The 23,518-nt window shown below is 44.3% G+C and carries 18 protein-coding genes, 5 tRNA genes and 1 rRNA gene; 19 read left to right on the top strand and 5 right to left on the bottom strand.

Annotated features, from left to right (window positions below):
- The first annotated feature begins 3 nt into the window (after nt 1-3).
- Nucleotides 4-120 (top strand): 5S ribosomal RNA (rrf, locus tag LDO37_RS01025).
- An 88-nt stretch (nt 121-208) separates the two neighbouring features.
- Nucleotides 209-299, top strand: a tRNA-Ser gene (locus tag LDO37_RS01030).
- Nucleotides 300-341: 42 nt separating this feature from the next.
- Here LDO37_RS01030 and LDO37_RS01035 read toward each other — a convergent pair.
- The 3 genes from LDO37_RS01035 to LDO37_RS01045 all read right to left on the bottom strand — a co-directional run bounded on the left by LDO37_RS01035 (nt 342) and on the right by LDO37_RS01045 (nt 3,397).
- Nucleotides 342-1,383, bottom strand: a protein-coding gene (locus tag LDO37_RS01035) for an IS630 family transposase (RefSeq protein ID WP_224056041.1) whose coding sequence is annotated in 2 segments (ribosomal slippage) — nt 342-923 and nt 925-1,383 — 1,041 coding nt in all. Because the reading frame shifts where the segments join, the coding sequence is not laid out codon by codon here.
- A 146-nt stretch (nt 1,384-1,529) separates the two neighbouring features.
- Nucleotides 1,530-2,870, bottom strand: coding sequence for a CDP-diacylglycerol--serine O-phosphatidyltransferase (gene pssA, locus LDO37_RS01040; RefSeq protein ID WP_126606380.1), 1,341 nt, complete (start codon nt 2,868-2,870; stop codon nt 1,530-1,532).
- Nucleotides 2,871-2,971: 101 nt separating this feature from the next.
- Nucleotides 2,972-3,397 (bottom strand): GNAT family N-acetyltransferase, encoded by a 426-nt coding sequence (locus tag LDO37_RS01045; protein WP_126606379.1) that lies wholly within the window; start codon nt 3,395-3,397, stop codon nt 2,972-2,974.
- Between the two features lie 66 nt (nt 3,398-3,463).
- On the opposite strand from LDO37_RS01045, the gene murB reads away from it, so the two are divergent.
- Both murB and birA read left to right on the top strand, forming a co-directional pair.
- The gene (murB, locus tag LDO37_RS01050) at nt 3,464-4,507 is read left to right on the top strand and encodes a UDP-N-acetylmuramate dehydrogenase (RefSeq protein WP_126606384.1); all 1,044 of its coding nucleotides are present in this window, start codon (nt 3,464-3,466) and stop codon (nt 4,505-4,507) included.
- The gene (gene birA / locus LDO37_RS01055; protein WP_126606378.1) at nt 4,507-5,469 is read left to right on the top strand and encodes a bifunctional biotin--[acetyl-CoA-carboxylase] ligase/biotin operon repressor BirA; all 963 of its coding nucleotides are present in this window, start codon (nt 4,507-4,509) and stop codon (nt 5,467-5,469) included. The genes murB and birA overlap by 1 nt, the downstream gene beginning before the upstream one ends.
- Before the next feature lie 5 nt (nt 5,470-5,474).
- On the opposite strand, the gene coaA is transcribed toward birA, so the two are convergent.
- A complete protein-coding gene (coaA, locus tag LDO37_RS01060) occupies nt 5,475-6,398 on the bottom strand; it encodes a type I pantothenate kinase (protein WP_126606377.1) in 924 nt (307 codons plus the stop codon).
- Between the two features lie 212 nt (nt 6,399-6,610).
- On the opposite strand from coaA, the gene LDO37_RS01065 reads away from it, so the two are divergent.
- From LDO37_RS01065 to rpoC, 13 genes are all read left to right on the top strand, one after another.
- Nucleotides 6,611-6,686, top strand: a tRNA-Thr gene (locus LDO37_RS01065).
- A gap of 50 nt (nt 6,687-6,736) precedes the next feature.
- Nucleotides 6,737-6,821: transfer RNA gene (locus tag LDO37_RS01070), tRNA-Tyr, on the top strand.
- 36 nt (nt 6,822-6,857) lie between these two features.
- Nucleotides 6,858-6,932 (top strand) — tRNA-Gly (locus LDO37_RS01075).
- 13 nt (nt 6,933-6,945) lie between these two features.
- A tRNA-Thr gene (locus LDO37_RS01080) sits at nt 6,946-7,021 on the top strand.
- A gap of 96 nt (nt 7,022-7,117) precedes the next feature.
- Nucleotides 7,118-8,302: an elongation factor Tu gene (gene tuf, locus LDO37_RS01085; protein ID WP_221768496.1), complete on the top strand. Its 1,185-nt coding sequence runs from the start codon at nt 7,118-7,120 to the stop codon at nt 8,300-8,302.
- 224 nt (nt 8,303-8,526) lie between these two features.
- Nucleotides 8,527-8,928, top strand: a complete 402-nt coding sequence (gene secE, locus LDO37_RS01090) for a preprotein translocase subunit SecE (protein WP_101114262.1) — start codon at nt 8,527-8,529, stop codon at nt 8,926-8,928.
- A 12-nt stretch (nt 8,929-8,940) separates the two neighbouring features.
- The gene (gene nusG, locus LDO37_RS01095; protein WP_101114261.1) at nt 8,941-9,489 is read left to right on the top strand and encodes a transcription termination/antitermination protein NusG; all 549 of its coding nucleotides are present in this window, start codon (nt 8,941-8,943) and stop codon (nt 9,487-9,489) included.
- Between the two features lie 144 nt (nt 9,490-9,633).
- The gene (gene rplK / locus LDO37_RS01100) at nt 9,634-10,062 is read left to right on the top strand and encodes a 50S ribosomal protein L11 (protein WP_101114260.1); all 429 of its coding nucleotides are present in this window, start codon (nt 9,634-9,636) and stop codon (nt 10,060-10,062) included.
- A 4-nt stretch (nt 10,063-10,066) separates the two neighbouring features.
- Nucleotides 10,067-10,771: a 50S ribosomal protein L1 gene (rplA, locus tag LDO37_RS01105; RefSeq protein ID WP_101114259.1), complete on the top strand. Its 705-nt coding sequence runs from the start codon at nt 10,067-10,069 to the stop codon at nt 10,769-10,771.
- Nucleotides 10,772-11,036: 265 nt separating this feature from the next.
- The gene (gene rplJ, locus LDO37_RS01110) at nt 11,037-11,528 is read left to right on the top strand and encodes a 50S ribosomal protein L10 (RefSeq protein WP_101114258.1); all 492 of its coding nucleotides are present in this window, start codon (nt 11,037-11,039) and stop codon (nt 11,526-11,528) included.
- A gap of 57 nt (nt 11,529-11,585) precedes the next feature.
- Nucleotides 11,586-11,954, top strand: a complete 369-nt coding sequence (gene rplL / locus LDO37_RS01115) for a 50S ribosomal protein L7/L12 (RefSeq protein WP_101114257.1) — start codon at nt 11,586-11,588, stop codon at nt 11,952-11,954.
- A 249-nt stretch (nt 11,955-12,203) separates the two neighbouring features.
- A complete protein-coding gene (rpoB, locus tag LDO37_RS01120; protein WP_224055300.1) occupies nt 12,204-16,232 on the top strand; it encodes a DNA-directed RNA polymerase subunit beta in 4,029 nt (1,342 codons plus the stop codon).
- Nucleotides 16,233-16,339: 107 nt separating this feature from the next.
- Complete coding sequence (gene rpoC / locus LDO37_RS01125) at nt 16,340-20,536, top strand: DNA-directed RNA polymerase subunit beta' (protein WP_224056042.1); 4,197 nt, start codon at nt 16,340-16,342, stop codon at nt 20,534-20,536.
- Between the two features lie 110 nt (nt 20,537-20,646).
- Here the strand turns inward: rpoC and rsd are convergent, their stop codons facing one another.
- On the bottom strand, nt 20,647-21,138 hold the full coding sequence (gene rsd, locus LDO37_RS01130; protein WP_101114254.1) for a sigma D regulator: 492 nt from the start codon (nt 21,136-21,138) through the stop codon (nt 20,647-20,649).
- A gap of 182 nt (nt 21,139-21,320) precedes the next feature.
- On the opposite strand from rsd, the gene nudC reads away from it, so the two are divergent.
- The gene (nudC, locus tag LDO37_RS01135) at nt 21,321-22,079 is read left to right on the top strand and encodes an NAD(+) diphosphatase (protein ID WP_126606383.1); all 759 of its coding nucleotides are present in this window, start codon (nt 21,321-21,323) and stop codon (nt 22,077-22,079) included.
- Between the two features lie 259 nt (nt 22,080-22,338).
- Entirely contained in the window at nt 22,339-23,406 is a 1,068-nt protein-coding gene (hemE, locus tag LDO37_RS01140; protein ID WP_126609133.1) for a uroporphyrinogen decarboxylase, read from the top strand.
- Nucleotides 23,407-23,518 lie beyond the last annotated feature (112 nt).

Consider the following 23,518-nt stretch of genomic DNA (forward strand, 5'->3'; position numbering starts at 1 on the left):
TTGCTTGGCGACCATAGCGTTGTGGACCCACCTGATTTCCATGCCGAACTCAGAAGTGAAACGCAATAGCGCCGATGGTAGTGTGGGGTTTCCCCATGTGAGAGTAGGACATCGCCAGGCTTTAAATATCGCTTTCAAGTATTGATAATTTGAAAGCAAAACTAAAATTAGTATTTTACTGTAAGACTAAGTTTTAGTAACAATTTGTGGAGAGATGGCTGAGTGGTTGAAAGCACCGGTCTTGAAAACCGGCATACGTTAATAGCGTATCTAGGGTTCAAATCCCTATCTCTCCGCCACTATTAAAAAACCCGCTGATATATCAGCGGGTTTTTTACATTCTAGCTATCGAATTCTATTTCAAACCCATACCATTCTCTAGTACGTATTTTGGTTACGGGATTTTCCAAGAATCGATTCCACGCAGTGCATACCTTCGACACAATATTGCGATAATCGTCAAAATTTTGGTTGGCAAGATAGTGCTGCCTGAGCCAACTCCAAACTTGCTCAATTGGGTTTAGCTCTGGTGAGTAGGGGGGGAGTTTGATGATACTGAGATTATGGAACTCTTGTGCAATATCATTGGTGTGCCAGCCTGCACCATCCATAATGACCACTGCGTGACGACCTCTTTCGGTGACTGCGGAGATCTGCTTAAGGTGCTCAACCATAATCTCCTTGTTAACCCAAGGAACAACCATTGCTTCTCCGATCCCTCTAGTCGGGCATACTGAGCCAAACAAATAAGCATACTCAAATTGCTGTTGTTTTACCGCTCTCGGCCTTGAACCCCGTTCAGCCCAAAGTCGAGTTGTCGTATTTTGCTGGCCAAATCTCGCTTCATCTTGAAACCAGACATCAACGCTCTCTAGTCCCATATGACCAGGGATCTTAAGGATCGTTTCAATTTTGAATTTTTTTAAAATCGTCTTGGATTTGTTGGGATTGTCGAGGGTGCTTGGAGCGAGAAGTTATCCAAGAGAAGCCCATATGATTGAGCAAATAGTAAATGGAATCTGGATGGTAGTACTTACCAAACTCTTTGACGATATAGGTATGAATGTCAGCGCCAGTTAACCTGCCCCCAGATGAATCCTCTGCTCGATTTTTTATGTACAGGCTTAATTGCTCACGTTGTTGAGGATTCAGGAAGGCAGGCCGACCTGTTCTTGGTTTTTCTTGCAACCCTTCAAGTCCTTCCTCAAGGAACGTTTGTACCCATTTGTTTACACTGGTTCTACTGACTTTAAGGAACTTGGCGATTTGGGTGCGAGAGTGACCATCTTTAAAATGGGCCAATGCGAGTAATCGCATCTTCATTTGGATAGATTTTTGTTGGCTAGCAAGCTTTTTAAAGTCAATGTTATTGAGGCTGTCCATGGCATCTTTTTTTCACGAGAAAGTAATAGCATCAATCAGATCATATTTTTACTTAGATTGGTATGACTTCTAGCTGAGATAAACGATCCTAAGGCAAGTAAAAAAAGCCCAGCGATTGCTGGGCTTTCTATTATTCAATTCGACTTTTAAAGTATTTGCTTAAGAATTTTGTCTACACTGACTCGAGTAATTTTTCGAATAAGCTTTTGGACCTCTAGCGGGTAATTTTCTACCTTATCTAATTGCCTGTAGGTGCAAATAAGTTCTGTGTGCTGCAGGATGTTTTCTACTTCCTTCTCAAACTTCTCAGTCAGATGATTGTAGTGATCTTGTATAAGGATCGCGTTTTCTAAATCTAACTTCCAAGCCCTAGGGTTAAGGTTGTTACCTGTGATAAGCATGTACCTTTTATCGACCCATATGCCTTTTAGGTGGTAGCTATTTGAATCATGCTTCCAAACTCTGATATTGAGCATTCGGCTAGCAATATTTGCTTCATTGACTTTCGCAAAGCGCCTTAAGTTCATTTCATATAAATAAGGTAGCCCTGCGATTGTCTTGAATTCCTTTTCCGGTGGGATATAGAAATCATTGGCGGTTTTATCACCAACGACAATAGTGACCTTTACACCACGATTTAGTGCTTTTTTAATCTGTCTTGCTAGGCTTTTAGGAAAATTAAAATAAGGTGTACAAATAAAGACTTCGTCTTTTGCTAGAGCGACTAAATGGTTGATGCTCTGATTAAGTCTATTACGTCGCTTTCCTACGCCAACAAGAGGTGTTACAGCTACCTGTTCAGAACCCACATTCTGATGATCAAATTTATATTGGCTCTGCGCCAAAGATGATCTAAGTTGTCGAATTGCTGGTTTAATTGACTTTGTGTTGGGCTTGCTACTACATGCCAGATTGTTGACCGCTGGATGTTGAATCATCGATTGTTCGATGTAATTCGTCATACAGTTGGCTAAGTATTCATTATGAAAGACATGGTAGCGATCAAAGCGATACTTACCATTAAAATTGAGGTAGATGTTGTTTAGGCTGGCTCCGCTATATATCACAGAATTATCAATAACAAAGCCTTTTAGGTGAAGAACCCCAAAGACTTCACGTCCTCGGACTGGGACACCATATACAGGAATAGGCTGTTCATATAGCTCTGCAAATTTCTTATATAGTGCTGCGTTACCCTCGGATGCTTCCGCACCAATCAGCCCTCTCTGAGCTCGATGCCAATCTACACAGATCTTAATGTCTAAATCTGGCTTTTTTTGTTTTGCCTCGTAAAGAGCAGTCAACACTTCCCTACCGGCGTCATCATCTTCTAGATAAAGTGCAACAATGTAGATTCGATGAGTTGCTTGCTTAATCGCACTAAGCAGGTGTTCACGAAACGATTTTGCAGAATACAGAACCTCAAAAGAATCTGGATTTTGCGCAATTGTTGGAAGTGTCTTAATGAGATTCCTGGTTGCGATCATGTTAGAGGCTTTACCTTCTTTATATGATTGACGGCTAATCGTTCATTTTACCAAAAGTCGGACCACATTGACTAGATAACTCAAACATATGCGGAATAATCTTATACAAAGTATTTCATCGCGTTTAATTTTTTGCCACTACGGAGATATCTGATAAACAAATTCCTTAACCCATTAGGTAGGTCTTCTATTTCGACAGTTCTAAATCCATGCGAATGATAAAAATTGTTCAAATGCTCATAAGCAAAGCAGAAATCACCTTCTTGTAAAATGTCATCTTGACAGAAAACTAATAAGTTGTGACCTAAGCCTTTATTTTGATGCTCTTTTGCAACTAGCATACCTGTCAAAAGACGACTGTCTTCAATAGTTCGAAATCGTACAGTAGATACTAAGGTTCCATTAAGATATCCGCCAAGAATTAGCTCATCTGATTTGGGTTTTGCGGAAGGATAATACTGTTTATAAAAGCGCTTCACCAAAGGCAAAAGGGTTGGGTCGAGTTTTTTGACTTCAAGCTCACTCATTCGTCACTGCGCTCGCTAAATAGTTGAGGTAATATGCTCTTTAGTGAAATTCTAACTCCAAATATTATGCAGATATACAAAAACAATAGTTTGAAGCCCTTTCATACCTTTGGTATTGATGTCCAATGTCGTCATATGGCTGTTATTGAATCAATAGAAGACCTTAGAGACGTCTACAATAAACCAGAATGGAATGAGTTGCCGAAGTTGATGCTAGGTAAAGGCAGTAACGTGTTATTCACACAAGACTTCCAGGGTGTTGTGATGCTCAATAGGTTAAAAGGAAAGTCTGTCTCTGAATCAGAGACTCATTTTCATCTGAGTGTTCAAGGTGGAGAAGATTGGCCTGAGTTTGTTGAGTGGACACTTGAAAATGGCTATTTTGGGCTAGAGAATCTCGCTCTTATTCCTGGCTGTGTAGGTTCTGCCCCTATTCAAAATATTGGAGCGTATGGTGTTGAGCTAAAAGATGTATGTGAATACGTTGAAATCTATTGTCTTGAAAGCCAGCAGATCAAGCGTTTGACTAATGATGAGTGCCAATTTGGTTATCGAGATTCGATTTTTAAGCGTTTTCTGAAGAACAAAGCTATTGTAGTTTCGGTTGGTTTTAAACTCCCCAAAAGTTGGGCGCCTAAAACAAAATATGGCGCTTTGTCTGATTTGCCAAAAGAAGATCAAACCGCGTTTAATGTTTACGAGCGCGTTTGTGATATTCGCCGTTCTAAACTTCCAGACCCTTGTAAACAAGGAAATGCAGGTAGCTTTTTCAAGAACCCCGTGATCTCACAAGATCAGTTCGATCGTTTAGAAAGGCAATACCCAGATATCGTAGGTTACCCCACTAAAGAGGGGGTTAAGTTAGCTGCAGGATGGTTGATTGATAAAGCTAACTTAAAAGGTGAGAAAATCGGTGGCGTTATGGTGCATCCAAAACAGGCGTTGGTGTTGGTAAATACTGGAGAAGCCACGTCAAACGAGGTTGTCAGCCTTGCAGCTCTTGTAAAGCAGACTGTATTTAAAAAATATCAGGTTGAGCTGGAGCATGAAGTGCGCTTTATAGGAAGTTTAGGTGAAACGTGTCTTGCGGAATGTCTAAAGGATAAATAATGAAAGTAGATTCCGTAAAATACGGCATTGTAAAACAACTCGCCGATGGAGAATTCCATTCAGGTGAAGCCCTTGGTGAGCAGTTTGGCGTTTCTAGAGCAGCAATAAGTAAACATATTAAAAGCATACAAGAGTTAGGGCTCGATGTATTCAGTGTCCAAAGAAAAGGTTATCGATTACCTAGACCTCTTTCTTTACTCGATGAAGAAAAATTGGCCAGTTCTTCAGGTCGAATGTTAAAAGTGTTTCCTATCATCAATTCAACGAATCAATTCTTGTTGGATTGTGCCGGAGAGCTGAATCGTGGTGATGTGTGTTTGGCTGAATACCAGAGCCAAGGTCGAGGTCGACGCGGGAGAGAGTGGGTATCTCCTTTTGGAAGTAATTTGTATTTGTCGATGTATTGGCGATTAGATGCAGGAATTGCTGCGGCAATGGGGCTCAGTCTAGTAGTGGGCGTCGCAGTAGTTGAGGCTTTTGAATCTCTTGGTATTCAAGGTGTAAAGCTCAAATGGCCTAATGATCTGTACTATGAAGACAAAAAGCTAGCCGGCATTCTCGTTGAAATGTCTGGGCAGGCTGGAGCAGCTGCGCATCTAGTGATTGGTATGGGGTTAAATATTGCTATGCCAGACAAAACAGAAAACATTACCCAGCCTTGGACTTCATTAGAGCAAATCTTACCTAATGAGAACATTGACAGAAATGCATTGGCTTTAGCTATTATTAACGCTTGGGAGCGATCTCTAGAAAGCTATGAACTCTATGGTATGGAAGGTTTCGTTGAACGATGGAATCGTTTAGATAATTATCTTGGAAGACCTATCAAATTGATACTAGGACCCAAAGAGCTATATGGAATAGCGAGAGGAATTGATGCGCAGGGCGGTATACTAATTGAAACAGACAAAGGCATTGAAACCTATATTGGGGGAGAAATTTCCCTGAGAGGAATTGAGTAACCGAGCTACTTTCTCAGCAGAACTTTTTCTACCATATGGTTTTGCCCTTTTTGCAAAATGAGCTGTGCGCGCTCACGTGTCGGTAAAATATTCTGCTGTAAATTCTTTCCATTTATGGTTTGCCAAATACTTTGAGCTTTCTCGAGAGCTTCGCTTTTGGTTAGTTTAGTGTAATGACCAAAATAAGAACCTGGCTTCGTAAATGCTCCCTGTCGAAATTTCATAAATCGTTCGACATACCACGTTTGGATCATTTCTGGTTGTGCATCCACAAAGAGAGAGAAGTCTAAAAAATCTGAGATAAACACTCTATGAGGGTCATGTGGGTAATCCATACCGCTTTGGAGTACGTTTAACCCTTCGATAATCAAAACATCTGGTAAATCAACGACTTTTTTATTCGATGTGATGTCATAAGTAAGATGTGAATAAACAGGCGCTTTTACATTTCTCTTGCATGCTTTTACATCCGAGACAAATTGAACCAATTTTTTCATGTCGTAGGATTCTGGGAATCCTTTTTTTTTCATCAATCCGTTTTCGTTTAGCACCTTGTTAGGATATAAGAACCCGTCAGTAGTAATGAGTTCTACTTTAGGATGATTTTCCCAACGAGAGAGCAGCGCTTTTAGCAATCGAGCAGTTGTACTTTTCCCTACTGCCACACTACCCGCAATGCCAATAACAAAAGGTGGCGCGTGCTCTTTTTGATTTAAGAAGCGATGTAATACAGAATTTCGACTTTGCCTTGCTTCCACATACAAGTTTAACAATCGTGATAGAGGAAGGTAGATGTCTACGGCTTCTTTCATCGTGAGACTTTCATTGATGCCCTGGAGTTCTTTCAGATCCTCTTCTGACAACATCATAGGTACAGAGTCACGTAGCTCCGACCATTGTTGACGGTTAAAAGACATGTAAGGGCTCATAAAGTACTCAGATATCCATATAAATCAGGGAGAGTGACAATACACTATGCTACGTCACTTGCAAACGATTTGGACGCCAATTGTTGAGTATGAATCATGAAATCTTGATGGATTTGTGCGCAAATAACCCGAAGTTAAAGGAAATTTGTATTTTTTTTCAATTTTCTATTGCAAGGTACAAAATCATTCAATAGAATTCGCCCCACTCGTGTGCCGACTTAGCTCAGTAGGTAGAGCAACTGACTTGTAATCAGTAGGTCACCAGTTCGACTCCGGTAGTCGGCACCACTTTTTCCCTCTGTGTAATAATAGAGAGCGAGAAAAAGTTTTAAAAATTTGGAGGGGTTCCCGAGTGGCCAAAGGGAGCAGACTGTAAATCTGCCGGCACTGCCTTCGATGGTTCGAATCCGTCCCCCTCCACCATATTCCTAAAGGAAATAGCTCACAGAGTTACGTGTTGCGGGCATCGTATAATGGCTATTACCTCAGCCTTCCAAGCTGATGATGCGGGTTCGACTCCCGCTGCCCGCTCCAACTCATTTAAAGTGCTGATATAGCTCAGTCGGTAGAGCGCACCCTTGGTAAGGGTGAGGTCGGCGGTTCAAATCCGCCTATCAGCACCAGCTCTTAGTAGTGACCTTCCTTTTTGTAATACAATCACCATTATTTTGGTTGCGTGGTCTTAAAGCCACCTAAATCCGTACCTTGAGGGACACCCCATGTCTAAAGAAAAATTTGAACGTACGAAACCGCACGTAAACGTTGGTACTATCGGCCACGTTGACCACGGTAAAACAACTCTAACTGCTGCAATCTGTACTACTCTATCTAAAGTGTACGGCGGTGAAGCGAAAGACTTCGCATCAATCGATAACGCTCCAGAAGAGCGTGAGCGCGGTATCACAATCGCAACTTCTCACGTTGAGTACGACACTCCAACTCGTCACTACGCACACGTAGACTGCCCAGGACACGCCGATTATGTTAAAAACATGATCACAGGTGCTGCGCAAATGGACGGTGGTATCCTAGTTGTAGCTGCGACTGATGGCCCAATGCCTCAAACTCGTGAGCACATCCTACTAGGCCGTCAGGTTGGTATCCCTTACATCATCGTATTCATGAACAAGTGTGACATGGTTGATGATGAAGAGCTTCTAGAGCTAGTAGAAATGGAAGTTCGTGAACTTCTTTCTGAGTACGAATTCCCAGGTGATGACCTACCAGTTATCCAAGGTTCAGCTCTTGGCGCTCTAAACGGCGAGAAGCAATGGGAAGACAAGATTGTAGAGCTTGCAGAAGCACTAGATTCTTACATCCCAGAGCCAGAGCGTGCTGTAGATCAGCCGTTCCTACTACCAATCGAAGACGTGTTCTCTATCCAGGGTCGTGGTACGGTTGTAACGGGTCGTATCGAGCGTGGTATCCTAAACGTAGGTAACGACGTAGAAATCGTTGGTATCAAAGAAACAACAGTAACTACATGTACTGGTGTTGAGATGTTCCGTAAGCTTCTAGACGAAGGTCGTGCGGGCGAGAACGTTGGTGCACTTCTACGTGGTACTAAGCGTGACGAAGTTGAACGTGGTCAAGTACTGGCTGCTCCGGGTTCAATCAACCCACACACTAAGTTTGAGTCAGAAGTATACGTTCTGTCTAAAGACGAAGGTGGTCGCCACACTCCATTCTTCAAAGGTTACCGCCCACAGTTCTACTTCCGTACTACGGACGTAACGGGTGACATCACTCTTCCTGAAGGCGTTGAAATGGTAATGCCTGGCGACAACGTACAAATGACAGTGACTCTAATTGCTCCAATTGCAATGGATGAAGGTCTACGTTTCGCAATCCGTGAAGGTGGTCGTACTGTAGGTGCTGGTGTTGTTGCGAAAATCTTTGAATAAGATTTGACGAACAACTAGTAAAAAGGGCATCATTTGATGCCCTTTTTCTGCGCTATAAAAAGAGATGAATGACAAGGTTTGTCATTTTCTGCTCAAAGCAAAGAATTTTGTGAAAAAGATCTCATTTTTTTCATGGTATGCGTTGGGTTCCAATGCGATGGAATGTGCCCTGCAACAGCGGGGTTGTTGTCGTCTATATTTAAGACTTGTCACAGGTTGGTTTTATGAAAGCAAATGCTGAAACTCCTGATAGCTCAAATGCAGCAGATACATTAAAGTGGATTGTCGCTGTTATTCTGCTTGCCGCTGCTGTTGTTGGAAACGCTCTTCTTGGTGGTGGTGAAGAGTTTACATTGTATGAGCTGAACGTAGTATTCCGTGCAGCAGGTGCAGTAGCACTCGTCGGTGCTGCATTGGCTGTTATCGCTACAACGGGTAAAGGTAAAGCAGCAATCACTTTTGCAAATGAAGCAAAAGTTGAAGTTCGCAAGGTAGTTTGGCCAACTCGCCAAGAAACCATGCAAACAACATTGATTGTATTAGCAGTTAGTATAGTTATGGCTTTAGCGCTTTGGGGAATCGACGGCATTATGGTTCGTTTGGTTGCTCTAGCGACTGGAGTTTGAGGGTTTTAATACATGAGTGAAGCTCCTAAAAAACGCTGGTATGTGGTTCAAGCCTTCTCTGGATATGAAGGTCGTGTTGCACAATCTCTTCGCGAGCACATTAAGATGCACGATATGGAAGAACTTTTTGGTGAAGTTCTTGTTCCAACAGAAGAAGTTGTGGAAATGCGTGCAGGTCAACGCCGTAAGAGTGAGCGTAAGTTCTTCCCAGGCTATGTCCTAGTTCAGATGATCATGAATGATGAATCATGGCACTTAGTGCGCAGTGTGCCGCGTGTCATGGGCTTCATTGGTGGTACCTCTGATCGTCCTGCTCCAATTTCTGATAAAGAAGCGGATGCAATTCTAAACCGTCTTGAGAAAGCAAGCGAAGCTCCTCGTCCTAAGACGATGTTTGAGGCTGGTGAAGTGGTTCGTGTTAACGAAGGACCATTTGCTGACTTTAACGGAACGGTTGAAGAAGTGGATTACGAGAAAAGCCGTATTAAAGTGTCTGTATCGATCTTTGGTCGTGCAACACCGGTTGAACTCGAGTTTGGTCAAGTCGATAAGCTTGACTAAAAAAACACCTATTATAGGGTTGTTAAAGGCGCGGATTATGATTATAATTTCGCGCCTTTTTACTTCGAAGGAAGTAGAAAGGTTTTTATCTAACGGGGAGCTTACCAACAGGTTGGCGCTTGAACCCAAAATTTAGGAAATATCATGGCTAAGAAAGTTGAAGCTTATATCAAGCTGCAAGTTGCAGCGGGTATGGCAAACCCAAGTCCACCGGTTGGTCCTGCACTAGGTCAGCATGGTGTGAACATCATGGAATTCTGTAAAGCGTTTAACGCAAAAACAGAATCTGTAGAGAAAGGTCTACCGATCCCAGTTGTTATCGCAGTATACAACGACCGTTCTTTCACTTTTGAAACAAAGACTCCACCAGCAGCAGTTCTTCTTAAGAAAGCAGCGGGTGTTAAGTCGGGTTCTGGTCGTCCAAACACTGAAAAAGTGGGTACAGTTACTGACGCTCAACTTCAAGAGATCGCAGAAACTAAAGCTGCAGACATGACAGGTGCTGACATCGAAGCGATGAAGCGTTCTATCGCAGGTACTGCTCGTTCAATGGGCCTAGTGGTAGAGGGTTAATATTATGGCAAAACTTACTAAGCGTATGCGCGTAATCCGCGAAAAAGTTGACGTAACTAAAGAATACGAAATCAACGAAGCTGTTGCACTTCTTCAAGAACTGGCAACTGCTAAATTTGTTGAGTCTGTAGATGTTGCTGTTAACCTAGGCATCGATGCACGTAAATCTGATCAGAACGTACGTGGTGCAACTGTACTACCTCACGGTACTGGTCGTGAAATCCGCGTTGCAGTGTTCACTCAAGGTGCAAATGCTGAAGCAGCTAAAGAAGCTGGCGCAGATATCGTAGGTATGGAAGATCTTGCTGAGCAAGTGAAGAAAGGCGAAATGAACTTCGACGTAGTTGTTGCTTCTCCTGATGCAATGCGTGTTGTTGGTCAACTAGGTACTATCCTAGGTCCTCGCGGTCTAATGCCAAACCCTAAAGTTGGTACTGTAACTCCTAACGTTGCTGAAGCAGTTAAAAATGCTAAAGCTGGTCAGGTTCGTTACCGTAACGACAAGAACGGCATCATCCACACGACTATCGGTAAAGCTAACTTCTCAGCTGAGCAACTTCAAGAGAACCTAGAGTCTCTTCTTATTGCTCTTAAGAAAGCTAAGCCATCTTCAGCGAAAGGTACTTTCCTGAAGAAAATCAGCATCTCTACTACAATGGGTGCTGGCGTTTCAGTTGATCAGGCAAGCCTGAACACTCAAACAGCATAATAAATTTGATTAGGCGTGAAATTTATGTATAATTTCGCGCCTAATATTTGTGGTTGGGGCTAAGTTTTTCTTTCGAGAAGACTAAGTCTCCGTCCAAGACCGTAGGCGTTTGCATTAGCAGACTTAATCAAACCTACGTAGACGGTGTCCGAACCTAAAGAAAGCTGACTTTTTAATAGATAGCCTTTCTTCTGGAACTGCACCGTTTTAACTCTCACGTCATTTTGATGTGAGTGGTGTAACGACAACCAGGAGTAAATCCAAGATGGCTTTAAACCTTCAAGACAAACAAGCAATTGTTGCTGAAGTCAACGAAGCTGCCAGTGGTGCACTTTCTGCAGTTGTAGCTGACTCTCGTGGCGTTAACGTTGGCGCAATGACTTCTCTACGTAAACAAGCTCGTGAAGCGGGTGTTTACATGAAAGTCGTGCGTAACACGCTAGCACGTCGTGCGGTTCAGGGTACTGACTATGAGTGTCTTGTAGACACTTTCACTGGTCCTACTCTAATCGCGTTCTCTAACGAGCACCCAGGTGCTGCGGCGCGTCTTTTTAAAGACTTCGCAAAAGAGAACTCTGACTTCGAGATTAAAGCTGCTGCATTTGAAGGCGCAGTAACTGACGCTGAAGTACTAGCAACACTACCAACTTACGACGAAGCAATTGCACGCTTAATGATGTGCATGAAAGAAGCTTCTGCTGGCAAGCTGGTACGTACTATCGCTGCTATCCGCGATCAAAAAGAAGAAGCAGCTTAAGGCTTGCTTTTTACTGGTTGCAAAATAAACTTATTGTTGACTTAAAAGAGAATTGTTATGTCTATTACTAACGAGCAAATCCTAGACGCAGTTGCAGAAATGTCTGTAATGCAAGTTGTTGAGCTTATCGAAGCTATGGAAGAAAAATTCGGCGTTACTGCTGCAGCTGCTGTTGTAGCTGGCGGTGCTGCTGGTGGCGAAGCTGCTGCTGAGCAAACTGAATTTGACGTAATCCTAACTGCTGTTGGCGGTAACAAAGTTGCTGTAATCAAAGCAGTACGTGGTGCTACAGGTCTAGGTCTTAAAGAAGCTAAAGGTCTAGTTGACGGCGCTCCAGCACCTCTGAAAGAAGGTGTTGACAAAGCTGAAGCTGATGCTCTTAAAGCACAACTAGAAGAAGCTGGTGCTTCTGTTGAAGTTAAGTAATTATTACTTAATTTCTTAGCCGACAGGCTAATGGCTGGTGGTTTATTGACCACCGGCCTTTTTGCGCTGTAGGGTATAGGCGAATTTTCCTGCTGTTTAAGCGCCTTTATCCATGCAAAAAAACGAGTCAGCAACCTTGCTAATTCGTTCTACAGTAAACAGTTGTTTAGTCACTGTCCCTTACCCCTCCTTAAGTAACTAGGAACGGGCGGACAGTTTGGGTCACTTATCAGCGAGCTGAGGAACCCCATGGTTTACTCTTATACCGAGAAAAAGCGCATCCGTAAGGACTTTGGTACTCGTCCACAAGTTTTGGACATTCCATACCTGCTATCGATCCAGCTCGATTCGTTCGACAAATTTATCGAACAGGATCCTGAAGGACAATACGGTCTTGAAGCTGCTTTTCGTTCTGTGTTTCCAATTCAGAGCTACAACGGCAATTCTGAGCTGCAATACGTTAGCTACCGTCTTGGTGAGCCAGTTTTTGATGTTAAAGAATGTCAAATTCGCGGCGTCACTTACTCAAAGCCACTACGCGTAAAACTACGCCTAGTTGTTTTTGATAAAGATGCGCCAGCAGGTACTGTAAAAGACATTAAAGAACAAGAAGTCTACATGGGTGAAATTCCACTCATGACAGACAATGGTACCTTCGTAATTAATGGTACCGAGAGGGTTATCGTATCCCAGCTGCACCGAAGCCCAGGCGTGTTCTTCGACAGCGATAAGGGTAAGACCCACTCATCAGGTAAAGTTTTATACAACGCACGTGTTATCCCTTACCGTGGCTCATGGTTAGACTTTGAGTTCGATCCTAAGGATAACTTGTACGTACGTATCGACCGTCGTCGTAAGCTACCTGCTTCAATCATCCTTCGTGCACTGAGTAAAACGACTGAAGAAATCTTAGATATCTTCTTCGAGAAAGTGAATTTCGAAGTGAAAGACCAAACTCTTCTTATGGAGTTGGTTCCTGATCGTCTACGTGGTGAAACTGCATCATTTGACATTGAAGCGAACGGTAAAACTTATGTCGAGACTGGTCGCCGTGTGACTGCACGTCACATTCGTCAGCTAGAAAAAGACGGCGTTGATTACATCGAAGTTCCTATCGAGTACATCGTAGGTAAAGTATCTTCGAATGATTACATCAACGAAGCCACTGGCGAAATTATTGTTGGTGCAAACCAAGAGATTAGCCTAGAAGCATTGGCTAACTTGTCTCAAGCTGGTCACAAGAAGCTTGAAGTGCTGTTTACAAACGACCTAGACCACGGTCCGTTCATGTCAGATACATTGCGTATCGACAGCACAACTGATCGCATCTCTGCATTGGTAGAAATCTACCGCATGATGCGCCCGGGTGAGCCACCGACAAAAGAAGCAGCAGAAGCGCTATTCGAAAGCCTATTCTTTGCTGAGGAACGTTACGACCTATCTACTGTTGGTCGTATGAAGTTCAACAGTTCTATTGAGCGCGAAGACGCTCTAGAGCAAGGCACACTTGATGAAGTTGATATCATCGAAGTGATGAAGAAGCTTATCGCGATCCGTAACGGTAAAGGCGAAGTGGACGATATCGACCACCTTGGCAACCGTCGTATTCGTAGCGTAGGCGAAATGGCAGAAAACCAATTCCGTGTTGGTCTAGTACGTGTAGAGCGTGCGGTTAAAGAGCGTCTAAGTCTAGGCGACCTTGATGCGATCATGCCTCAAGACCTAATCAACGCGAAGCCAATTTCTGCGGCAGTTAAAGAATTCTTTGGTTCTTCACAGCTTTCACAGTTTATGGATCAGAACAACCCTCTTTCAGAAGTCACGCACAAGCGTCGTATTTCTGCATTGGGTCCTGGTGGCTTGACTCGTGAACGTGCTGGCTTCGAAGTACGAGACGTACACGTAACTCACTACGGTCGTCTATGTCCTATCGAAACGCCTGAAGGTCCAAACATCGGTCTAATCAACTCTCTATCTGCGTTTGCGCGTTGTAACGAGTACGGTTTCCTAGAAACTCCGTACCGTCGCGTAGTAGATGGGATTGTTACCGATGAAGTAGATTACCTATCTGCTATTCAAGAAGGTCAATTCATCATCGCTCAGGCTAACTCTGGTCTAACAGAGGAAGGCACATTCGTAGAAGAATTGGTTACAGCTCGTCAAAAAGGTGAATCTGGTCTGCACCCACGTGATCAAGTTGATTACATGGACGTTGCGACAAACCAGGTTGTATCTGTGGCAGCATCGCTTATCCCATTCCTAGAGCACGATGATGCAAACCGTGCCTTGATGGGTGCGAACATGCAACGTCAGGCCGTTCCGACTCTACGTGCTGATAAGCCTCTTGTTGGTACTGGTATCGAGCGTAACGTAGCCGTTGACTCCGGTGTAACAGCAGTTGCTAAGCGCGGCGGTGTTATCCAGTCGGTTGACGCATCACGCATCGTTGTGAAAGTAAATGAAGATGAGCTGGTTCCTGGGGAAGCAGGTATCGACATTTACAACCTGACTAAGTACACGCGTTCTAACCAGAACACATGTATCAACCAGCGTCCAACTGTACTACCGGGTGAGCCAGTAGCACGTGGTGACGTTCTTGCTGACGGTCCTTCAACTGACCTTGGTGAGCTGGCACTTGGTCAGAACATGCGTATCGCGTTCATGCCTTGGAACGGTTACAACTTTGAGGATTCCATCCTTGTTTCTGAGCGTGTTGTTCAGGAAGACCGTTTCACGACTATTCACATTCAAGAACTTTCTTGTGTGGCGCGTGATACTAAGCTTGGCTCTGAAGAGATCACAGCTGATATTCCAAACGTAGGTGAATCTGCTCTGTCTAAACTAGACGAGTCAGGTATCGTTTACATCGGTGCTGAAGTTAAGGGTGGAGACATCCTAGTTGGTAAAGTAACGCCTAAAGGTGAAACTCAGCTAACGCCAGAAGAGAAACTACTACGTGCAATCTTCGGTGAAAAAGCATCTGACGTTAAAGATACATCACTGCGTGTACCAAACTCTGTTTCCGGTACCATCATCGACGTTCAAGTCTTCACTCGCGATGGCGTAGAGAAAGACAAGCGTGCGCTTGAAATCGAACAAATGCAGCTTAAAGAAGCGAAGAAAGATTTGACTGAAGAATTCCAGATTCTGGAAGGCGGTCTTCTTGCTCGTGTTAAAGCAGTATTGATTTCTGGTGGTTACTCTGAAGCGAAGCTAGACACAATCGATCGTAAGAAATGGCTTGAGCAGTCTCTTGATGATGAAAATCTTCAAGCGCAGCTAGAGCAACTTGCTGAGCAGTGGGACGAGCTGAAAGCAGACTTCGATAAGAAGTTTGAAACTAAGCGTCGTAAAATCACTCAAGGTGATGACCTAGCACCTGGCGTTCTTAAGATTGTTAAGGTTTACCTAGCCGTTAAACGTCGTATTCAGCCTGGTGATAAGATGGCTGGTCGTCACGGTAACAAGGGTGTTATCTCTAAGATCAACCCTGTTGAAGACATGCCTTACGATGAAAGAGGCGAGCCTGTAGACATCGTGCTTAACCCGCTGGGTGTACCGTCTCGTATGAACATCGGTCAGATCCTTGAAGTTCATATGGGCCTTGCTGCGAAAGGTATTGGCGACAAGATCAACCAGATGCTGAAAGAACAGCAAGAACTGCATAAGTTCCGTAACTTCCTACAAGAAGTATACGATCTGGGTGATACGCGTCAGAAAGTCGATGTTGCAGCACTAAGCGATGAAGAAGTACGTACCTTGATACAGAACCTTCGAGGTGGTCTGCCAATCGCAACTCCAATCTTCGATGGTGCTCCAGAAGCATCGATCAAAGAGCTATTGAAGTTGGGTGACCTGCCTGAATCTGGTCAGCTACGTCTGTTTGATGGTCGTACTGGTGATGAGTTTGAGCGTCCTGTAACTGTAGGTTACATGTACATGCTGAAACTGAACCACTTGGTTGATGACAAGATGCACGCACGTTCAACCGGTTCTTACAGCCTAGTAACTCAGCAACCACTTGGTGGTAAAGCTCAGTTCGGTGGCCAGCGTTTCGGTGAGATGGAAGTATGGGCACTTGAAGCATACGGTGCTGCTTACACTCTACAAGAAATGCTAACGGTGAAATCGGATGATGTGAATGGTCGTACTAAGATGTATAAGAACATCGTAGACGGCAACCACAGCATGGAACCTGGTATGCCAGAATCGTTCAACGTATTGTTGAAAGAGATTCGCTCACTGGGTATCAACATCGAGCTAGAAGACGAAGAGTAATCTTTTTCCCTCTTAATGAATCATTAAGAGGTAAGGAAAGCGATTATTTGGTAGAAGGTGCTCACTTTAGCGGGTGAGCTCCTTTTAACTCCTTACAGGAGCTGATTGTGAAAGACTTATTAAACTTTCTAAAAGCACAGCATAAGACCGAAGAATTTGATGCAATCAAAATCGGTCTATCTTCACCAGACATGATTCGTTCGTGGTCTTTCGGTGAAGTGAAAAAACCTGAAACGATCAACTATCGTACGTTCAAGCCTGAGCGCGATGGTCTGTTCTGTGCGCGTATTTTTGGTCCAGTTAAAGACTACGAATGTCTTTGTGGTAAATACAAGCGCCTGAAGCACCGTGGTGTAATCTGTGAGAAGTGTGGCGTTGAAGTTACACAAACTAAAGTTCGCCGTGATCGTATGGGTCACATCGAATTGGCTTCTCCTGTTGCCCATATCTGGTTCCTAAAATCACTGCCGTCTCGTATCGGTTTGTTGATGGATATCCCACTGCGTGATATCGAACGCGTACTTTACTTTGAAATGTACGTCGTTACAGAACCAGGCATGACTGATCTAGAAAAAGGTCAGATGCTAACAGAAGAAGAATACCTAGACCGCTTGGAAGAGTGGGGCGATGAATTCACTGCTAAGATGGGTGCTGAAGCGATCAAAGATCTGCTAAGCACTATGGATCTTGGTCGTGAAGCTGAGCAAATGCGCGAAGAGCTAGAGACAACTAACTCTGAAACTAAGCGTAAGAAGGTAACTAAGCGTCTGAAAATCGTTGAAGCGTTCATTCAATCGGGTAACAACCCTGAGTGGATGATCCTAACGGTTCTTCCTGTGCTTCCGCCAGATCTACGTCCTCTAGTTCCACTAGATGGCGGTCGTTTTGCGACGTCTGATCTGAACGACCTTTACCGTCGTGTTATTAACCGTAACAACCGTTTGAAGCGTCTTCTAGAGCTAGCGGCTCCGGACATCATCGTACGTAACGAAAAGCGTATGCTGCAAGAGTCTGTTGATGCCCTTCTAGATAACGGTCGTCGCGGTCGTGCGATCACTGGTTCTAACAAGCGTCCTCTGAAATCTCTTGCTGATATGATCAAGGGTAAACAAGGTCGTTTCCGTCAGAACCTTCTAGGTAAACGTGTAGACTACTCTGGTCGTTCTGTAATCACAGTTGGTCCATACCAACGTTTGCATCAGTGTGGTCTTCCTAAGAAGATGGCACTTGAGCTATTCAAACCATTTATCTACAGCAAGCTAGAAACTCGTGGCATGGCGACGACAATCAAAGCAGCTAAGAAGATGGTAGAGCGCGAAGAAGCGATCGTTTGGGATATCCTAGACGAAGTTATCCGCGAACACCCAGTACTGCTGAACCGTGCACCAACACTTCACCGTCTTGGTATCCAGGCGTTTGAACCAGTACTTATCGAAGGTAAAGCGATTCAGCTTCACCCACTAGTGTGTGCGGCATACAACGCCGACTTCGATGGTGACCAGATGGCGGTACACGTACCTCTAACTCTGGAAGCGCAGCTTGAAGCACGTACACTGATGATGTCGACGAATAACATTCTGTCGCCAGCGTCAGGTGATCCGATCATCGTACTTTCTCAGGACGTTGTATTGGGTCTTTACTACATGACTCGTGACAAGATCAACGCAAAAGGCGAGGGTATGTACCTTGCTGGTCCTGAGGAAGCTGAAAAAGCATACCGCACGGACTCTGTTGAGCTTCACACTCGCGTAAAAGTACGTATTACTGAAACTGTTGTTGATGAAGACGGCAACAGCACAACGAATACTGGTTTAGTTGATACCACTATCGGTCGTGCAATGCTTTGGCAAATCGTGCCATCAGGTCTTCCATTCAGCCTAGTGAACCAAAAGCTTGGTAAGAAGCAAATCTCAACGCTTCTTAACGAGGCTTACCGTAAGCTTGGCTTGAAAGACACGGTTATCTTCGCTGACCAAATCATGTACACAGGTTTTGCTTACGCGGCAATGTCTGGTGTATCTGTTGGTATCGACGACATGGTTGTACCAGACGCGAAGTACACTGAAATTTCTGACGCAGAAGAAGAAGTTCGCGAAATTCAAGAGCAGTTCCAATCTGGTCTTGTTACTGCGGGTGAGCGATACAACAAAGTTATCGATATCTGGGCGTCTACGAACGACCGCGTTGCGAAAGCAATGATGGATAACCTGTCTTCTGAAACAGTTATTAACCGTGACGGTGAAGAAGAGCAGCAAGAATCGTTCAACAGCATCTACATGATGGCAGACTCCGGTGCTCGTGGTTCTGCAGCGCAGATTCGTCAGCTTGCCGGTATGCGTGGTCTGATGGCGCGTCCAGATGGTTCAATCATCGAGACGCCAATCACCGCGAACTTTAAAGAAGGTCTGAACGTACTTCAGTACTTTATCTCTACTCACGGTGCTCGTAAGGGTCTTGCGGATACCGCACTTAAGACAGCGAACTCCGGTTACTTGACGCGTCGTCTAGTAGACGTAGCTCAGGATGTCGTAGTGCACGAACACGATTGTGGCACTCACGAAGGTATCGACATGATGCCTCACATCGAGGGTGGTGACGTTAAAGTAGCATTGACAGAGCTTGCGCTTGGTCGTGTTGTTGCTGAAGACATCGTGAAGCCAGGTACAGAAGACGTATTGATCCCACGTAATACTCTGATTGATGAGAAGTGGTGTCAGATTATCGACGAAAACTCTGTTGATAAGATGAAAGTACGTTCTGTAGTAACGTGTGATTCTGACTTCGGTTGTTGTGCACAGTGTTACGGTCGTGACCTAGCACGTGGTCACCTAGTTAACCAAGGTGAAGCAGTAGGTGTTATCGCTGCTCAGTCTATCGGTGAGCCGGGTACACAGCTTACGATGCGTACGTTCCACATCGGTGGTGCGGCGTCGACAGCAGCAGCTGAGAACAGCATTCAAGCGAAGAACAAAGGTTCTATCAAGCTTCACAACGCGAAGTTTGTAACCAACAAAGACGATAAGCTAGTGATTACTTCTCGTGCTTCAGAACTTACCATCATTGATGAGTTCGGTCGTACAAAAGAGAAGCACAAACTGCCTTACGGTTCTATCTTAAGTAAGAAAGACAATGACCCAGTAGATGCAGGCGAAACGGTTGCTAACTGGGAAGCGCACACCATGCCAATCATCACTGAAGTGGCAGGTCGTATCCAGTTTGTGGACATGATCGACGGTGTAACTGTTTCTCGTCAAACCGACGATCTAACAGGTCTTTCTTCAAGTGAAGTAACCGATGCAGCGGCTCGTCCATCTGCAGGTAAAGACATGCGTCCAGCGGTTAAGCTGATCGACGCTGCAGGTAACGATGTAATGATTCCGGGTACTGATATGCCAGCTCACTACTTCTTACCTGGTAAAGCAATCGTACAGTTAGAAGACGGTGCAGAAGTAGGTGTGGGTGACACGCTTGCACGTATTCCTCAGAAATCTAGTGGTAACAAAGATATCACCGGTGGTCTTCCACGAGTTGCTGACCTGTTTGAAGCACGTAAGCCAAAAGAGCCTGCAATCCTTGCTGAGCACACAGGTACTGTGAGCTTTGGTAAAGAGACTAAAGGTAAGCGTCGTCTAGTGATCACTCGTGAGGGTGGTGAAGCTTATGAAGAAATGATTCCTAAGCATCGTCAGTTGAACGTGTTTGAAGGTGAGAAGATCGAACGTGGTGATGTTATCGCCGACGGTCCAGAAGCACCGCATGATATTCTACGTCTACGTGGTATCCGTGCAGTAACAGAATACATCGCGAACGAAGTTCAAGAAGTATACCGTCTGCAAGGGGTTAAGATTAACGATAAGCACATTGAGACTATCGTTCGTCAAATGCTACGTAAGTGTACAATCACTCACGCTGGTGATTCTGAGTTCCTACCTGGTGAGCAGGTTGAATACTCTCAGGTTAAGATTGCTAACCGTCAGCTAGAAGCTGAAGGCAAAGAGCTGGTTCGCTATGAGCGCGAGCTTCTTGGTATTACCAAAGCTTCTTTGGCAACAGAATCGTTCATCTCTGCGGCTTCGTTCCAGGAGACAACACGCGTACTAACAGAAGCTGCGGTTTCTGGTAAGCGTGATGACCTTCGTGGCCTGAAAGAGAACGTAATTGTTGGTCGTCTAATCCCTGCTGGTACTGGTTTTGCCTACCATCAGGAGCGTCAAAAGCAACGCGAAGACCAAGGTCCTTCAGCTGAGCAAGCGACAGATAACCTAGCAGCGCTTCTAAACGCGGGTTTCTCTACTGAAGAGTAATCAGCGCTAAGATAAGAAAAAGGCACCGAAAGGTGCCTTTTTTGTATCTGATATATTTCGGTGAAAGGAGCTACTCAACTTAGCTAAGAAATATCGAAGCTAAGGAACAGTTATGCACCTGGAGGTACAGCTAGACTGTCTGCAATCAGCTGAATGAGCTGGTCTTCAACTTCAAAGCGTGTTTCTAGAATTTCCCCAATCAATGACAATTCACTTTCGAGTTCCTTTAACGGATCGTCTTCGCTAACCGTTGCGTACTTGTCGGTGAAATTCAGTAAAGGATCGGTAGTGAGAACGATCTTACCGTAAGTGTCGTTGATTTCATCAGTAGGTGAGTAGCCAGTCGATTTCCAGCGATCCATCACCATATCGTAAATTTTGAAATGACCTTCAGAGATGTAGTCGACCAAATGTTGGCAGAAGTGTTGTAAAACGTCAGGAGAAGGCAGACCAGAAACAGCCGTCCCCTTTGCGGTTTGTGGAGTTGCAAGCTTACAATACTCCACGACCAGCGATTGACGTGTATCTAGCCAATGATCGATGACTTCGCTGGAGCCACCCCACTGTTCTTGTACTTGTTTGAATTTATTCAGCATGACCATGTCCTCATGATCTGATTACTAGCCAATCAGCAATCTAAGCCTCTGAAACCAGAGGAGTCCATTTAAAATGCAATCTCTTGCTCTATATAGAATTTATAGATCGGATCTTACTGAGCTACAAACTCTGGTAAGAAATTAGATTGCCAGTAAAATGGTTGAACTTCAAGCAAAGAGGGTTAGGCATGCTCAAAAATGAAGAGTCTGTATATTGGTGTGTAGTAGAAGGTAGCGATGTCTGGTTTAAAGATGGGACGCTACCTTTTGGCAGTGCTAGCTCATTGAATTTAAAGGCTGAGAATGCTCATCAAATCGGATGCTATCAAGGGAAAAAATTGGTTTGGTTAAACTATCAAGATGTGGAGCACACCCTTGATTTAGTCTCTTTGCGTTCATTACTTCATTTGCCAGAAGAACTTTTTTTGCTGATAAGCCGAGCGATTCAATTTGGTCACATGAGTCAAAGTTTGAGATTTTGCCCCCAGTGTGGGGGACGGAACCATTTGAATTGCAATCAACTGGCCATGCAGTGTTCTGATTGTAGGACGTTACATTACCCGCGTATATTTCCCTGCATCATCGTTGCGGTTCGAAAAGGGGAGCAGTTATTACTCGCTCAGCATAATCGTCACAAGGGGAGTATGTATACGGTGATAGCGGGGTTTGTTGAAGTTGGGGAAACGCTAGAGCAGTGTGTCACACGTGAAGTGGAAGAAGAAACTGGGATTAAAGTATCCAATATAAAATATTTTGGAAGCCAGCCGTGGGCATTTCCGAGCAGTTTAATGATGGGGTTTATTGCTGATTATGCTGGTGGAGAAATCAGAATAGATCGAACGGAGCTGGTGGATGCGCAATGGTTTGATTTTAATCAGTTACCGGAGGTAGCACCTGAAGGCACGATCGCCAAAGCGTTAATCACTCAGGTAATTGAAAGTAAATAAGTTTTTTTAGCTTTAAAATAAAAAAAACCTCCGGTCAGACCGGAGGGGTAAGTAAGATGTCGTTATGAGATACTGAGTATTCATATACCCAGTTATTATAGTTTTCGCTAGCGATCAAATTTGTAACATGCGCTCTCTAATGAATCAATTTCACATTGATTTTTATCGCTAATAACATGATCCAGGTTGCAAAGCCCAGATTTCCATAATGGAGATAAGTGGTAGAATAGCGACTTTCCAACATATTTAAGAAGCCGGAATGACTGAATTAAAAAACGATCGCTACCTGAGAGCTCTTTTAAAAGAGCCTGTCGATTACACGCCTGTCTGGATGATGCGTCAAGCAGGTCGTTATCTTCCTGAATACAAAGCAACTCGCGCTGAAGCAGGGGATTTCATGTCACTTTGCAAGAATGCCGAGCTGGCTTCTGAAGTGACGCTCCAGCCTTTGCGTCGTTTCCCACTTGATGCAGCCATTCTGTTTTCTGACATACTAACTATCCCTGACGCTATGGGTCTCGGGCTTTATTTCGAAACGGGTGAAGGTCCTAAGTTTAGCTGCCCAATCACATGCAAAGCTGATGTTGATAAAATCGGTATCCCTGATCCGGAAGGAGAGCTTCAGTATGTCATGAATGCTGTGCGCCAAATTCGCAAAGATCTCCAAGGTGAAGTGCCTCTAATTGGTTTTTCTGGTAGCCCTTGGACATTGGCTACGTATATGGTCGAAGGGGGAAGTTCAAAAGCTTTCACCAAAATTAAAAAGATGATGTACGCAGAACCGCAAACACTTCATTTGCTGCTAGATAAGTTAGCTGACAGCGTTGTTGAGTACTTGAATGCCCAAATCAAGGCTGGTGCTCAGTCTGTGATGGTATTTGATACTTGGGGCGGTGTACTGACACCTCGTGATTACAACGAGTTCTCACTGCGTTACATGCACAAGATTGTGGATGGATTGATACCTGAAAACGATGGTCGACGTGTTCCTGTTACCTTGTTTACTAAGAACGGCGGTATGTGGTTAGAGTCTATCGCAGCGACGGGGTGTGATGCTGTAGGTCTTGATTGGACCATCAATATCGCAGACGCGAAAAAGCGTGTTGGTGATAAAGTCGCGCTTCAGGGCAATATGGACCCTTCAATGCTGTACGCTCAGCCAGATCGAATTCGCCAAGAAGTGGCGACTATTCTGGAAGGCTTTGGCGAGGGTAACACTGGTCATGTCTTTAACCTTGGTCATGGTATTCACCTTGACGTGCCGCCAGAAAACGCTGGTGTGTTTGTTGAAGCGGTGCATGAGCTGTCTAAGCCCTACCATAAGTAACTATTTATTATTTGTAGCAAGCTAGTATATGTATCAAGCGCGCATTGCTTAGCAGGCGCGCTTTTTTGTACAGGTCTAAAAGTATTTAGATCATAGTAGGCCAATTAGTAAG

Origin of the sequence: Vibrio penaeicida (assembly GCF_019977755.1) — a bacterium.
Taxonomy (GTDB): domain Bacteria; phylum Pseudomonadota; class Gammaproteobacteria; order Enterobacterales; family Vibrionaceae; genus Vibrio; species Vibrio penaeicida.